This is a genomic window from Vibrio furnissii CIP 102972, from assembly GCF_000176175.1.
GTDB classification, from domain to species: Bacteria; Pseudomonadota; Gammaproteobacteria; order Enterobacterales; family Vibrionaceae; genus Vibrio; species Vibrio furnissii.
Window position 1 is genome coordinate 164,251 of the sequence record NZ_ACZP01000012.1, and the last position, 13,965, is coordinate 178,215.

Sequence of the window (13,965 nt, forward strand, 5' to 3'; positions counted from 1 at the left end):
AAAAAAGCCCACCATTTGGTGGGCTTTGTCATGAGGTTGTCATTACTCTTCGACTTGGTACTCAAACGAAGGGATCACAATCTCAACACGGCGGTTTTGTTCACGGCCAGCCGCTGTCGCATTAGATGCGATTGGGTTGCTTTCCCCTTCGCCTTTGGCGGTAATACGCGCAGCATCAATGCCTTGTTCTTGCAGCGCATCCGACACGCCTTGCGCACGCTTCTCAGACAGTTTCTGGTTGTACGCTTCCGCACCAGTCGAATCGGTGTGACCCGTGATTTCAACATTCGCTTGCGGATGCTCATTCAAAAACGCGACCAGATCGCCTAGCTGAGCTTTGCCTTCCTCACTCATTTTCGCGCTGTTGTGAGCAAAGCTCTTGCTGTCGAGTTTTTGGAACGCCACCGTTTTGGTCACCATTTTCGGCGCCGCAGCGACGGGTTCCTGCACTGGCGCTTGTTCCACAACCGGTTGTGGCTCAGCCACAGGTTGCTCTTCCGCCATCACAGGGGCCGGTTGGTTATCGTTGCCGCCAAAACGGTACACCAAACCCAACGTGGTGGTGTGCGCTTTGGCACGAACCACATCATTGTTCATATCGCTCAGGTATTGGTACTCAACACGCACACCCAGATTGCGGGTCGCTGCGTATTCCACGCCTGCCGCACCAAGGTATGAGTAATCCGATGCATCACCGTAACGAACACGCGCAGCACCCACTTTCCCGTAAAGGTCCCACTGTTCAGTCAATGCATAGCTGAGCTTCGGAGCCAATGTATACGCCTGAATCGTGTCACGGTCCAAACCCGCACCATTGAACTTGCCTAGGTAATCGTAGCCCCCTTCCAGAGCCAACCAATCGTTGAAATTGTAGCCCAACAGCGCACCCGCGGTTGTGCCGTCTAAATCGCACGACTCGGTGTTGTTACAGGCATCATCCAGCCAGGTTTTCCCCACTTTTGCACCAACGTACACATCGGCCATTGCTACAGACGAGGCAACCAGCAACGATGCTGAAACCATAGCGGCTAACTTTTTCATAAAACTTCCTTCCGATCATTATTGTGATTGTATGGTGTGTGAACAACGCAACGCCTTATGGCGTCTGGTGTCCACGTGCCCGATATGAATTCAGGCCACCATGGATAACTATAATGAATGAAGCAAAAAGTTTCACATCTACACTGTTAATCTTTTGTCACGTAACTGCGAAATTTCGTCAAAACACTGGCTACAATTCGTTGATATATGAGTCATTTGGATAAAAAAAAGCCGCAACATTCACGTTGCGGCTTTTCTGTTCAGTTCGAAACGATTATTGCGCGTTTGCTTCGCGCGCTTCGATAAACGCTAGTGCCATCTGAATACGCGCAATCACACGATCTTTGCCAATCAGGTTCATCACGGCATCAACCGATGGTGATTGACCACCGCCAGTCACAGCAACGCGCAGTGGCATACCGATTTTGCCCATGCCGATTTCAAGCTCAGCACACACGTCTGCAATCACTTGATGCAGCGCTTCAGTGTTCCACTCTGTCAGAGCTTCGATTTTGCTCAGAGCCAACGCCAATGGCTCTTTGGCCACACCGCGTAGGTGTTTCTTCGCCGCATCTGCATCGAACTCAGTAAAGTCTTCGTAGAAGTAGCGAGACTGTTGCGCCAGTTCAACCAGCGTATGACAACGCTCACCCACCAGCTTCACGATGTCAGCCAGCGCTGGGCCATTCGCTTTGTTGATGCCTTGATGGTCAAAATGCCATTCCAGGTGTTTCGCAACGTACTCAGGTTCAGACGTTTTGATGTAGTGGTTGTTCAGCCACAACAGTTTGTCGGTGTTGAATGCAGACGCTGATTTTGAAATCGCGTTCAGGCTGAACAGTTCAATCATCTCTTCGCGAGAGAAGATTTCCTGATCGCCATGACCCCAACCCAGACGAACCAAGTAGTTGATCAGCGCTTCTGGCAGGTAACCTTCATCGCGGTATTGCATAACGGACACGGCGCCGTGGCGTTTAGACAGTTTCGCACCATCGTCACCTAGAATCATAGCGCAGTGTGCGAACGTTGGAATGGTTGCGCCCATCGCTTTGTAGATGTTGATTTGGCGTGGCGTGTTGTTGATGTGGTCTTCACCACGGATCACGTGAGTGATGCCCATATCCACGTCATCCACCACCACACAGAAGTTGTAGGTTGGTGAACCGTCGGTACGACGAATGATCAGATCATCCATTTGGTCGTTGCGGATCTCGATGCGGCCACGAATTTGGTCATCAAAAACCACGCTGCCTTCTTTTGGATTGCGGAAACGGATACAGCAAGGGTCACCCTCTTTTGCCGCTTCGTTGACCGCTTTAATTTTTGGATGATCCGCATCGTAGCGAGGCATCTCTTTGTTCGCTTCCTGCTCAGCACGAATTTCGTCTAGCAGGTCTTTTGGTGCGTAACATTTGTAGGCTTTGTCTTCCGCCAGCAACTGTTCCACCACTTCGTTATAACGATCAAAACGTTTTGTTTGGTAGTAAGGACCTTCATCCCAGTCCAGACCCAGCCAAGTCATCCCTTCCAGGATGGCATCCACTGCAGCCTGAGTTGAACGCTCTAGGTCAGTGTCTTCGATACGTAGTACAAATTCACCGCCCTGGCTTTTCGCATACAGCCATGAGTACAGTGCGGTACGAGCGCCGCCTACGTGAAGATAGCCAGTTGGGCTAGGAGCAAAACGAGTTTTAACCGTCATTATGATTTACCTTTATCAGAAACGTCTGCCGAGAGTTCAGCATGAGCGAAATTTTGGGCAGTATTCTAGCACCCACTTCTCCCATATCACAACGTTGATTCCACATATTCCCCCCACCTTTTCCGGCAAGGCATAGCAAGAAATTCTGTAATCGCCGCAGAAGGCTTGACCTTGCCGCAAGGGGAAGGTTTATCCTTGCGAACATAACGTCTTGGAGGAAAGATACATGAGCCACTTTGCTTTACCTTTGTCCGGGTTACATTGCATGGGCTGCGCGCGTAAACTCGAGCGCCAACTCAACGCGGACTTTACGGTTGAGATTCAAGACCTGTCCCCCACTTTTATCGAATTTGACGTAGATGCGCCACTCGATAGCGTGCTCGATAGTGTTGAATCCTTAGGTTATGAAGCCGGTCAATTGCTGCAATTTGATTTGCAAGGGCTGAGCTGCGGCGGTTGCGTCAACAAACTGACCCAACATCTGGCACAGTCGGCGCAGATTGCGCGTCTGTCCGTCAGCAAAACCACGCTGTCGCTACGCACCTCACTCAGTGCCGATGCCATCATCGCGCAAGTGGTCGAAGTCGGTTATCAGGCCACGCTGCACAGCGATGCCCCGCTTCAGAGCGAGGTTGAAATGCCAGACGCCGCTAAGCCATTCGCCGACGAAGCACCTGCACCGACCATTCCAGCACCGAGCATTGCGTCATCAACCATTCCTTCATCGACCACAGAAACCGCTGCGCCAGCGGTCGATGAGGCTCAAGTGAGTACGCACTTACTGATCAAAGGCATGACCTGCGCCAGCTGTGTCTCTTCGGTCGAAAAAGCGCTCCGCTCTGTGGCGGGCGTGCGCAAAGCCCAAGTCAATTTGGCCGAACAAAGTGCATGGGTCATGGCTGACCATGCCGTAAATGCCGAGCTGGTCAAGGCGGTCAAACACGCTGGGTATCAGGCCGAGCCGGTCGATGACCCAGCCGAGCAGCAACAAAAACAACAAGCGCAGCTCGAACAGGTGCAAAAAGAGCACAAACGCAGCGCCCTCATGGGCCTGATTCTGGGTGTCCCATTGATGGCTTGGGGTGTGTTTGGCGGCAACATGATGATTCGTGCCACCAGCGATCAAATCGCTTGGGGCGCCATCGGTGTGCTGTGTCTGATCTTACTCGCCACCGCAGGGCGCAGCTTCTTTGCCAACGCTTGGCAAGCGCTCACTCACGGCCGCGCCACCATGGATACCTTGGTGGCCCTTGGCACCGGTGCCGCGTGGTTCTATTCCATGCTGGTGGTGGTGTTCCCCGCTTGGTTCCCAGACGCAGCGCGTCATGTTTACTTCGAAGCGTCTGCGATGATCATCGGTTTGATTTCGCTTGGCCATTACATTGAAGCCAAAGCCAAAGCGCGAACCACACAATCGCTGCAAGCGTTGATCAACCTGCAACCCCAACACGCCACACAGGTTACTGACGATGGCGATCAAATCATCGCGGTGGCGCAAATCACGCAGGGGATGCGGTTAAGAGTCAAACCCGGCGAGAAATCGCCCGTCGATGGCAACGTACTGCAGGGTGAGTCGTACGTCGATGAATCGATGCTGACCGGCGAACCGATTCCGGTACACAAAGCGCCCGGCGATTCCGTGTCGGCGGGCACCATCAACCAAGATGGCAGCCTATTGATTGAAGCAACCGGCATTGGCTCTCAAACCATGTTGGCGCGTATTATTCAAATGGTGCGTCAAGCGCAAAGCAGCAAACCGGCGATTGCCAAAATGGCCGACCAAATTTCCGCCGTTTTCGTGCCCACCGTGGTTGCAATCGCCATCATTGCTGCCGCCGTATGGTTCTGGGTTGGCCCGGATCCGAAAGCAAGCTATATGCTGGTCATTGCCACCACCGTGTTGATCATCGCCTGCCCTTGTGCGCTGGGTTTAGCAACGCCATTATCCGTCACCGTCGGGGTGGGCAAAGCCGCAGAAATGGGCATTTTGATTCGTGATGCGAACGTGCTGCAAACCGCGAGCAAAATTGACACCGTTGTGTTTGATAAAACCGGCACCCTGACCGAAGGCAAGCCCGTCGTGCAGCAAGTGGTCACCTATGGCATTGATGAAGCGGAACTACTGAGCCTGACTGTGGCGCTGGAGCAACACTCCGAGCACCCACTGGCCAAAGCCATCATTCAGCATGCCCGTGAATTGTCGATCGCACCAGTTGCGGTCACCCAGTTCGAAAACCTGCGCGGCAAAGGGCTGCAAGCGCACTATTTAGAGCATGTCATTCAAATTGGTTCGCTGGATCACATCACGCATCTTGGCATTAATCTGCAAGGGGCGGAAACCGACATGCAACGCTTTGCCGCGCAAGCATGGACACCGGTTGCTGTCGCCCGTGATGGACGCCTGATCGGCTTGATTGGCATTGCCGATCCCGTAAAAGAGAGCGCCATTCAAGCCGTACAGGCATTGAATGACTCGGGGATTCGCACCGTGATGCTCACCGGCGACCACCAAAGCGTCGCCGATGCAATCGCCAAACAGTTGGGCATTCAACAGGTCATCGCGCAAGTGCTGCCCGATGAAAAAGCGCAACATATTGACACCTTGCAAAGCCAAGGGCGCCGCGTGGCGATGATCGGTGATGGCATCAACGATGCACCCGCGCTGGCACAAGCCGACATTGGCATTGCCATGGGCAGCGGCAGTGATGTGGCGATTGAAAGCGCGCAGATGACGCTACTCAACTCTTCGCCGCTTGCCGTCGTCAGCGCGATTGAGTTGTCGAAAGCAACCGTGAAAAACATGAAACAGAATCTGTTGGGTGCCTTTATTTACAATACGTTAGGCATTCCAATTGCCGCTGGCGTGCTCTACCCAGCGTTTGGATTCTTACTCAGTCCGGTGGTTGCGGGAGCGGCGATGGCGCTGTCATCGATTACCGTGGTCAGCAATGCCAACCGACTGCGTTTGGTGAAAACACGTTTTCACTCCTAAAGTTGACCGAACACGCCAATGTATTAGATGACCGATGTATTGCATGACCAATATATTGGATGAGCGATACGTTGGCGTTGCTTCACCTATTCCGCGAAATGAAGAGGCTTATTATGAAGACATCATCTCTCAGCCTAGTGCTGCTTGCCCTTATGTCAGGGCAAGCACTGGCGACCGATGTGATTAACCACAAATCCCCCTATTGCGGTTGCTGCGGCGAATGGGGTAAACACATGCAAGCGCAAGGGTTTACCATAAAAGAAGTGCTGCATGACGACATGAACAGCATCAAGCAGAAGCTGGGCATCACCCCGGAATTGGCCTCGTGTCATACCGCTGAAATCAACGGTTATGTGTTTGAAGGCCACATTCCGGCCGACGATATTAAAGCGTTTCTCGCCAATCCACCGAAAAACGCCATTGGCTTAGCGGTCCCCGGCATGCCGATGGGTTCGCCGGGCATGGAATATGGCGATCAAAAAGATGCGTATGTGGTGTATGCGTTGAATGACAAAGGTCAGGTCTTTCAGTACCGTCAGCACCCTGGCAATCAGTAATCGTTTTGCCGTGCCAATGAAAAAGGCCTCCCAATGGGAGGCCTTTGCATATTCAATACCGAATTAGTTCAGTGTGGTCACGCGGCTTGCACGTTCACCGCTTGCCGACAGAGAACGAATCCAAACCGTGCCCGTCACTTCTGGCGCGTTCGCAGCATCGTAGTTCAGCCACTGCTCACCATCCAGCGAGTACTGCAGGGTCACACCAGGGAATTGAACGTTCATCGCTAAATGTCCGTTCTCGATGGTGGCACCCGGTACTGGTAGACGGTAATCAATGCCGGCTTTTTCCATCTTCGCCAGTTCACGTTGGCCCAGAACGTTCGCAAAACGGTTCCAGTCCGCGTTCAACGCACTCTGATTCACCAATTGTGTCTCTTGAGAGTATTCCACGCCCACTTTGTAGTCGTTCTCCCATGAAGCGCGGTGCCATGCACGCTCTGCGGCAGCAAGAACGCGTGGGAACACCATGTACTCATATTGCTCGTCAGTACGGACCACTTCAGACCACAGTTGCGCTGACAGGCCCAAGAACGGTTTGCCGTTGAATTCACCTTTGCCGGTGAAGCCGTTGCCATCACGGTCAACCGAAGTTTCTGCGTTCTGAGGCAAGTTTTCTGGCGCAAAACCAAACATCTTACGGGTATCCGTTGCACGTGTTGCCCAGTAGTAACCGCTCTCTTTCGGATCCACTTCGTATGGCATGTCCATGTAGACGTAGTCTGGGTTAGAGACAATCACATCGTAGCCTTTCTGCGCAAATTCATACGCAGAGGAAGTGCCGCCCCAGTACAGAACATCCCAGAAGTTCACGCGCGTCGATTCAGTTGCGAATGACTGCGCACTGTCGCTGTACTTCAAGCCATCTTGCCATGCTTGGAAGTGCGGAATGCCATGGTTCTTCACTTGCTTCGACACTTGCTCTGCAAAGTGGCTTGGTAGGTGAGCAAAGTCGCTCACTTCACCGCTGGCAATCAGCGCCTGACACTGCGGTGATTTCGCAAATGGCTTGTCTTGTTGTGACAGGTCAATCGAACCTTTCCAGCTCACCGGTTCCGCAGTGTTGATGTCTTGGTAACCCGCAGCCAGCTTGATGTTTTTCGCTTCATCACCACCAAAATGCCACGTGGTCAACGGTGTGCCCGCTTCTTTGTGCATGGCCGCCACTTCAGCGATCACTTTGTCTACAAAGCGCTCAGAAGAGTCCAGACATGGGTTGATGAAGCTTTGACGGTTGTAGAACTGCACCGTGGTGACGTTCGACGTGTCGTTTGGATCCATCAGGCGGTATTCATTCGCCGCCACTTCGTTACCTTCATTCATCAGACGTTGGTAACGCGCTTCCATCGAGACCACCGCCGCGCGTGCGTGCGCTGGCATGTCAATTTCTGGAATCACTTCAATATGACGCGCTTTCGCGTATTTCAAAATTTCCACGTAATCCGCTTTGCTGAAGTAACCCGAACCGAAGTTATTGGTGTCTGGACCCGAACCCAGTTGTGGCAGCAAACAGGTGGTTTCCGTCAGATCCAGACAACGCTGTGAACCGATGTCGGTCAGCTCTGGTAGACCCGGAATTTCAAGACGCCAACCTTCATCATCCGTCAGGTGAAGATGCAGTTTGTTCATCTTGTACGCGGCCATTTGATCCAGTGTTGCCAGAATCGCTTGCTTGGAATGGAAGTTACGTGCCACGTCGACCATGATGCCACGGTAGTCAAAGCGCGGTGCATCTTCCACCGTCACGAGCGGCAGGTGATCCGCGTTGGCGATATCCACCAAACCCAGAACCGATTGCATCGCGTAGAACGCGCCCGCTTCATCGAAGGCACGAATGGTGATGCCATTGGCTGTCACTTGCAGCGTGTAAGCGCCCGATTTCGCCATGTCGCCACTAAACGCAGTCGGTTCAATGCGAACGTCTGTCGCCAGCGAACCGTTGAGATTCACGCCCAGCAGGCTTGCGCGCTCGGCCAGTGCCGCATTTTGTGCCGAATCCAGCACTTGGCTGTTCCAAGCAATGCCTTGCGCAATTGACACCACGCCCGTTTGCGCCGTGATGTGTGTTGGTGTTGGGATCAACGCAGACGACACGTCTTGTAGCGTCACATCTTGGTTTTTCGCAAAACGAGTCGCTGCAGTTGCGAAAATATTGTTGTCGTCCGGCGTACGTTTCAAGTTGTCGCCTTCAAGGCCACGAACAAACTGAGCCACGTCTTCGGTATCAAGGGATACAATACGCTTCGGTTCAGCGTTCGGCGCCGTCACAAACGCGCCCGGAATGAAGTCGGTTTCAAACAGTTGCCAGAATTCGCCAATCAGCGGAACCACCACGGTTTCGTTTGCTGCGAAGCCGTCAAATTTGTCAGTCGGTTCAAGTTTGTGTAGGTCACCCGTCAGGCGAGTGATTTTGAACTGATCATTACCCACATCCAGAATCATGCGAATGCTGTGGAAGTAGATCGCCCAATCTTTGGAATCGATGGCTTGACCTTGGTTCACCAGCGTCATATTGACTTTGTTACACGACGCCCATTCCGCGCCCAGCTCCTGACAACCAAGGCCATCATCGGCGCCATGGTTCGTCAGAACGGTGTAGTGAATATCTAAATTGTTCGCGAGTGAATTCACAACCGACTGAGTCGACGAATTCGTCATTGAACATCCTGCTAACGTGGCAACAACCGCACCCGCAATTATACTTTTCTTCAACATGATAACTTACCTTACTTTCTCGAAACGAAACGCACAGCCGATAAGAAACCAATCCGGGTGCTCTATTTCCTTTCTCAAAACGACATCGGCCAATGGCCCTACTTAATGAACACCGCCACCATAACGCGAGTTATTTTTCAGCGTAAAATTATTCATTAACGGCAGTGATCCTGTTCAAGTTTTAGATTTATAGATAAATATAAAAACTTAAATATCAAACACTTAAAAACAACGTCAAAATCAACATTTCTAAATTGACGAGAATATCGCGACAAAACTCACAGCTTCCCGTGCATTTCAGTGAGTTCAATCACACCGTTTTGACAAACAATCGCCCCCGCAACAGAAACTCAAAAAGAAATCTGTGAAGCGCATCAAATGGTTTTATTTGTCAAATCTGTTTAAATGCAGGGAAAGCAACGTATTTAACGTCGACGTTTCGCAACGAAAAGGATGATACATGCATCGCATCTCCCGCTGGGTTTTCTGTGTTCTCTGGCTGTTCGCTCCCGCCCTACATGCCGAGCCTCTATATTGGCAAGCGACCAAGGGCTCGTTAACCATCACGTTACTCGGCTCGATTCACGTCGGGGCACCGTCGATGTATCCACTGCCAACCCCCATTTATCAGGCACTCAATCAGGCTGATGGCTTGATCATTGAAGCCGATGTCAGAAAGAATCAGGACCTTGTGTACCCACATAACCAACCGAGCAGCGAACAAGTTTTGACGAAAGAGCAATTGTTCATGCTGGACCAAATTGCCCACGATCTCGAACTCACCCCTCCCACCCTGCGCCAAGCGCCGCCATGGCAATCAGCACTATCGATTCAGTTTCGTCAGTTGCTTCAACTTGGGTTTCATCCGGGAGAAGGGGTTGATCTTAGTCTGATGACCAAAGCCACCGCCAATGACATCGCCGTGCTGCCACTGGAAACGGTGCAGTTTCAAATTGATGCGCTCACGCGTCAGCCCGATGCGGGCAAAGAGATGCTGACAGCACTCATCGACGATTGGGAAAAAAGCGACGCCATGACGCGCTGCATGATTGATAGCTGGGTGGCTGGAGATCAAGCCAACCTAGAAAATATGATGAAACTGAATGAATTTTCGAGTGAATTGGAAAGCACTCTCGTGACCAACCGCAATCACGATTGGGTGAACAAACTCACGTCCGGTAACTTTCTACCCAATCCCCAAGGCCAATACTTGATGGTGGTGGGCGCGCTGCATCTTATCGGTCACGACAATGTGCTGGCATTATTGAGTCAAAACGGCTTTACCGTCACCCGCCTCAACCAATCGACCAAGGCTGGTTGTCAGTTCTACTAACAGTTCCACCACCAAATCCTCGGTACACGCTGCGGGTTTGGTACAAGAATAAACACCAAATACGAAAAAGCCCCAGCATTACTGCTGAGGCTTTCAATAGGGTCGGTGAAGCGGGATTCGATCGGACTGGCGCTCCAGCCCACGACCCAAGACGCTGCCCCGCCAAACGGAAACGCCAGAAACGAAAAAGCCCCAGCATTGCTGCTAAGGCTTTCAATAGGGTCGGTGAAGCGGGATTTGATCGGACTGGCGCTCCAGACCACGATCCAAGTCGCTGCCCCGCCAAACGGAAACGCCAAATACGAAAAAGCCCCAGCATTGCTGCTGAGGCCTTAAATATGGTCGGTGAAGAGGGATTCGAACCCCCGACCCTCTGGTCCCAAACCAGATGCGCTACCAAACTGCGCTATTCACCGAGAACGCTGGGTATATTACGGATTCTGTTTCGTGACGCAAGTCCTTTCCATGAAATTTTTTCGAAACACTGCTCGTTCGCCTAAAACTCAATCAACCCCGTAAAAAATGTGACTAAATACACAACCATGTAAACATTTTAGCAACCTATGAAACACAATTGATCCAGATCAGTGTCGCGATGCTTTGCAGCTTTTACCTTAGCCCTGTCTTCGAACGCTTTGGAGGAAACATGGACTTTTGGCTGGATCTCCTATTTGGTAATGCTGTGGGACTATCTTCCATGATAGTAATTTTTGGCGCTTTAGGTCTGATGCTGTTTTACGGCGGTTTCTTCGTCTACAAAGTCATGAACGACAAATCTCCTCACTAGATCGCTTAGCCTCTATTGAACAATAGAGTGACGCTATGCACCGGAGTAGATTGCTTGTCTACTCCGGTTTTTTATTGCCTGCAATTGATCATATTGCCCATTCGGTTGGTATAATTCCCGCATTCCACACTGATTTCGAGATGCCATTATGTCTCAGGATGATTTCGAGCTGTTTCAGCAGATGATGGGCGATGTCAAACCGCTTAAAAACGACACGGCCGAACTCAAGAAACACCACACCGTCAGCGATGCTCAACTGGCCAAACGCGAAGCGGCAGTTAGCCTCTCCGATGGCGACCCCGATTTTCTTTCGATTGATCACGCCCCGATGATCAAACCGGACGATTTGATTGAATTCAAACGCGACGGCGTGCAGGACGGTGTGTATCGCAAACTGCGTTTGGGGAAATACCCCATTCAAGCCCGTTTGGATCTACACCGTAAAACCCTGAAAGAAGGCCGCGATGAGGTGGTCTCTTTCTTAAAACAGTGCATGCGCTTGGACATTCGCACCGTCGTCATCGTGCATGGCCGCGGTGAACGGTCGACCCCACCAGCATTAATGAAAAGTTTTGTCGCCCATTGGCTGAGCCAGATTCAGGATGTGCAATGTGCTCACAGCGCGCAACGCTTTCATGGCGGCAGCGGCGCCGTATACGTTTTGCTGAAAAAAAGCGTCGACAAGAAAAGTGAAAACCGCGAACGTCATCAGAAACGACTTGGCTGAAGCCTGTGAGCTGGTACAATGCCGCTCTTTTGACAGCATTGCTGTTGATAAATTAACCATTCCGTTGTGAAACGTCAGGAGATCCTATGTCGACACCAACCGAAAAACGTTTGAACAAATACATCAGTGAAACTGGCTTTTGTTCTCGCCGCGAAGCAGACAAATTGATTGAACAAGGCCGTGTCACCATCAATGGCCAACTGCCAGAAATGGGCACCAAAGTCAGCGATGACGACGAGGTGTGCATTGACGACAAGCCGCTGCGCAGCAAAGAAAAACCCGTATACATTGCGCTCAATAAACCGACCGGCATTACCTGTACGACTGAACGTGACGTTCCGGGGAACATCGTCGACTTCATTGGTCACCACAAACGGATTTTCCCTATTGGCCGCTTGGATAAACCATCCGATGGTTTGATTTTTCTGACCAATGATGGCGACATCGTCAACAAGATCCTGCGCGCTGGCAACAACCATGAAAAAGAGTATGTGGTGCGTGTGGACAAAGCGATCACAGCCGATTTCATCAAACAGATGTCATCTGGCGTGCGAATTCTTGATACGGTCACCTTGCCATGTAAAGTGACACAAGAAACCAAATTCTCATTTCGAATTGTACTCACTCAGGGACTCAACCGTCAGATTCGCCGTATGTGTGAAGCGCTGGGTTATGAGGTCTTCAAACTGCGTCGAGTGCGCATCATGAACATTTCGCTCGATGGCATTCCAAACGGTAAATGGCGCTACCTGACCGAGGCGGAAGTGGCTGAAATTCTGGCGATGTGTGAAGCATCCAGCGGCACAGAAGAGGCATCACGCGTGGATAGCCAAGGCCAACGCATTCGCAAAGCGACCGATGCCAAGCTGTTTGATAGCCGTGAAGAAAACCAGCCGTCGAAAGCGCGCCGCAATCCGAAAACGTTCCGCGGCCACAATGCCGATGAGTTTCGTCACGCGCCAAATTCGAAAAAAGGCAAAACACGCTCGGAACGCCCAGACAGCAGCCGAGCCGACAACCGAGCGGATCGCAAACCGAAAAGCACAGGTTTCCATCACTCAGGTAAACCCGCGTCCGCCGGCAAACCTGCCGCAGCACGCCAAGGTGGCACGTTGCGTCTGAAAAAATAAATTGCAGATAAAGAAAAAGGGAGCGCAGGCTCCCTTTTTGATCTGTTTCGCGAAGTATTCGTGGCTTACTTCGTACCGAAGATTTTGTCACCTGCATCGCCAAGACCCGGAACGATGTAACCTTTGTCGTTCAGTTTCTTATCGATAGCTGCCGTGTATAGTTCAACGTCTGGGTGGGCTTTTTCCAGCGCTTCAATCCCTTCTGGAGCCGCAACGAGAACCAAAATCTTAAATTGGTTACAGCCTTTCTCTTTCAGCAGATCGATGGTCGCAATCATAGAACCACCTGTGGCTAGCATTGGGTCAACCACCAGCGCGATACGCTCTTCAATGTTTGATGCAAGCTTGTTGAAGTAAGGAACAGGTTCCAAGGTTTCTTCATCACGGTAGATCCCCACCACACTGATGCGCGCACTTGGAATGTGCTCCAGAACGCCGTCCATCATGCCTAAACCCGCACGAAGAATCGGCACCACAGTCACTTTCTTCCCTTTGATCTGGTCAACTTCAACCGGACCATTCCAACCTTCGATGGTGACTTTCTCTGTTTCAAAGTCCGCAGTCGCTTCATAAGTCAACAGGCTACCGACTTCGGTCGCTAGCTCACGAAAACGTTTTGTGCTGATATCACCTTCTCGCATCAGGCCAATTTTATGTTTCACTAGAGGGTGCTTAACTTCAACAACTTTCATTTCCATCTCCGGCATAATTTAAACAAACCTTCGGATTATACACTGATTTACTAGGCATGTTGACGTTTCTCCATGTTTTTTAGCGGGTCAATGTCGTCATGGCCTTGCCTCGTCAATATGTAGCACGTTGGCATCGTCAAACAAAACGCGCCACCCGCTCAAATGAACGCCATCGACGGAAGTAAAACGCAAACGTTCAGTCAAGGCTTTTGCGCTAAAAAAGAGTGCAAAAAAACTGACGCAAACGTTTTCCTTTTTGATTTAAGCCCTGTAGAATAGCGCCGTTTTC

General features: G+C 51.3%; 10 protein-coding genes and 1 tRNA gene. 6 read left to right on the forward strand and 5 right to left on the reverse strand.

What is annotated here, in order from left to right; translation table 11 throughout:
- Positions 1 to 42 precede the first annotated feature (42 nt).
- Complete coding sequence (locus tag VFA_RS03575; protein ID WP_004724817.1) at positions 43 to 1,041, reverse strand: OmpA family protein; 999 nt, start codon at positions 1,039 to 1,041, stop codon at positions 43 to 45.
- 274 nt (positions 1,042 to 1,315) lie between these two features.
- Positions 1,316 to 2,743: a glutamate--tRNA ligase gene (gltX, locus tag VFA_RS03580; RefSeq protein WP_004724820.1), complete on the reverse strand. Its 1,428-nt coding sequence runs from the start codon at positions 2,741 to 2,743 to the stop codon at positions 1,316 to 1,318.
- 226 nt (positions 2,744 to 2,969) lie between these two features.
- Between gltX and VFA_RS03590 the strand changes: the two genes are divergently transcribed.
- Together VFA_RS03590 and VFA_RS03595 are read left to right on the forward strand one after the other, a co-directional pair.
- A complete protein-coding gene (locus VFA_RS03590) occupies positions 2,970 to 5,735 on the forward strand; it encodes a heavy metal translocating P-type ATPase (protein ID WP_038150831.1) in 2,766 nt (921 codons plus the stop codon).
- A 113-nt stretch (positions 5,736 to 5,848) separates the two neighbouring features.
- On the forward strand, positions 5,849 to 6,292 hold the full coding sequence (locus tag VFA_RS03595) for a DUF411 domain-containing protein (protein WP_038150833.1): 444 nt from the start codon (positions 5,849 to 5,851) through the stop codon (positions 6,290 to 6,292).
- A gap of 63 nt (positions 6,293 to 6,355) precedes the next feature.
- Here the strand turns inward: VFA_RS03595 and VFA_RS03600 are convergent, their stop codons facing one another.
- Positions 6,356 to 9,007, reverse strand: coding sequence for a beta-N-acetylhexosaminidase (locus tag VFA_RS03600; protein WP_004724824.1), 2,652 nt, complete (start codon positions 9,005 to 9,007; stop codon positions 6,356 to 6,358).
- 460 nt (positions 9,008 to 9,467) lie between these two features.
- Between VFA_RS03600 and VFA_RS03605 the strand changes: the two genes are divergently transcribed.
- The gene (locus VFA_RS03605) at positions 9,468 to 10,340 is read left to right on the forward strand and encodes a TraB/GumN family protein (protein ID WP_232281681.1); all 873 of its coding nucleotides are present in this window, start codon (positions 9,468 to 9,470) and stop codon (positions 10,338 to 10,340) included.
- Positions 10,341 to 10,679: 339 nt separating this feature from the next.
- Here the strand turns inward: VFA_RS03605 and VFA_RS03615 are convergent.
- Positions 10,680 to 10,756 (reverse strand) — tRNA-Pro (locus tag VFA_RS03615).
- Between the two features lie 230 nt (positions 10,757 to 10,986).
- On the opposite strand from VFA_RS03615, the gene VFA_RS23110 reads away from it, so the two are divergent.
- The 3 genes from VFA_RS23110 to rluF all read left to right on the forward strand — a co-directional run bounded on the left by VFA_RS23110 (position 10,987) and on the right by rluF (position 12,984).
- Positions 10,987 to 11,127 carry a DUF3149 domain-containing protein gene (locus VFA_RS23110; RefSeq protein ID WP_004724828.1) on the forward strand — a complete coding sequence of 47 codons (141 nt, stop codon included), beginning with the start codon at positions 10,987 to 10,989 and terminating at the stop codon, positions 11,125 to 11,127.
- Positions 11,128 to 11,275: 148 nt separating this feature from the next.
- Positions 11,276 to 11,854 carry a DNA endonuclease SmrA gene (gene smrA / locus VFA_RS03625; protein WP_004724831.1) on the forward strand — a complete coding sequence of 193 codons (579 nt, stop codon included), beginning with the start codon at positions 11,276 to 11,278 and terminating at the stop codon, positions 11,852 to 11,854.
- 86 nt (positions 11,855 to 11,940) lie between these two features.
- Positions 11,941 to 12,984 (forward strand): 23S rRNA pseudouridine(2604) synthase RluF, encoded by a 1,044-nt coding sequence (gene rluF, locus VFA_RS03630; RefSeq protein ID WP_004724833.1) that lies wholly within the window; start codon positions 11,941 to 11,943, stop codon positions 12,982 to 12,984.
- 65 nt (positions 12,985 to 13,049) lie between these two features.
- Here the strand turns inward: rluF and upp are convergent, their stop codons facing one another.
- Positions 13,050 to 13,676: a uracil phosphoribosyltransferase gene (gene upp / locus VFA_RS03635; protein WP_038150875.1), complete on the reverse strand. Its 627-nt coding sequence runs from the start codon at positions 13,674 to 13,676 to the stop codon at positions 13,050 to 13,052.
- Positions 13,677 to 13,965 lie beyond the last annotated feature (289 nt).

Bases quoted from the DNA above. Each gene is read 5' to 3' on its own strand.
- VFA_RS03575 (WP_004724817.1), bottom strand. From the start codon at position 1,041: ATGAAAAAGTTAGCCGCTATGGTTTCAGCATCGTTGCTGGTTGCCTCG.
- gltX (WP_004724820.1), bottom strand. From the start codon at position 2,743: ATGACGGTTAAAACTCGTTTTGCTCCTAGCCCAACTGGCTATCTTCAC.
- VFA_RS03590 (WP_038150831.1), top strand. From the start codon at position 2,970: ATGAGCCACTTTGCTTTACCTTTGTCCGGGTTACATTGCATGGGCTGC.
- VFA_RS03595 (WP_038150833.1), top strand. From the start codon at position 5,849: ATGAAGACATCATCTCTCAGCCTAGTGCTGCTTGCCCTTATGTCAGGG.
- VFA_RS03600 (WP_004724824.1), bottom strand. From the start codon at position 9,007: ATGTTGAAGAAAAGTATAATTGCGGGTGCGGTTGTTGCCACGTTAGCA.
- VFA_RS03605 (WP_232281681.1), top strand. From the start codon at position 9,468: ATGCATCGCATCTCCCGCTGGGTTTTCTGTGTTCTCTGGCTGTTCGCT.
- VFA_RS23110 (WP_004724828.1), top strand. From the start codon at position 10,987: ATGGACTTTTGGCTGGATCTCCTATTTGGTAATGCTGTGGGACTATCT.
- smrA (WP_004724831.1), top strand. From the start codon at position 11,276: ATGTCTCAGGATGATTTCGAGCTGTTTCAGCAGATGATGGGCGATGTC.
- rluF (WP_004724833.1), top strand. From the start codon at position 11,941: ATGTCGACACCAACCGAAAAACGTTTGAACAAATACATCAGTGAAACT.
- upp (WP_038150875.1), bottom strand. From the start codon at position 13,676: ATGAAAGTTGTTGAAGTTAAGCACCCTCTAGTGAAACATAAAATTGGC.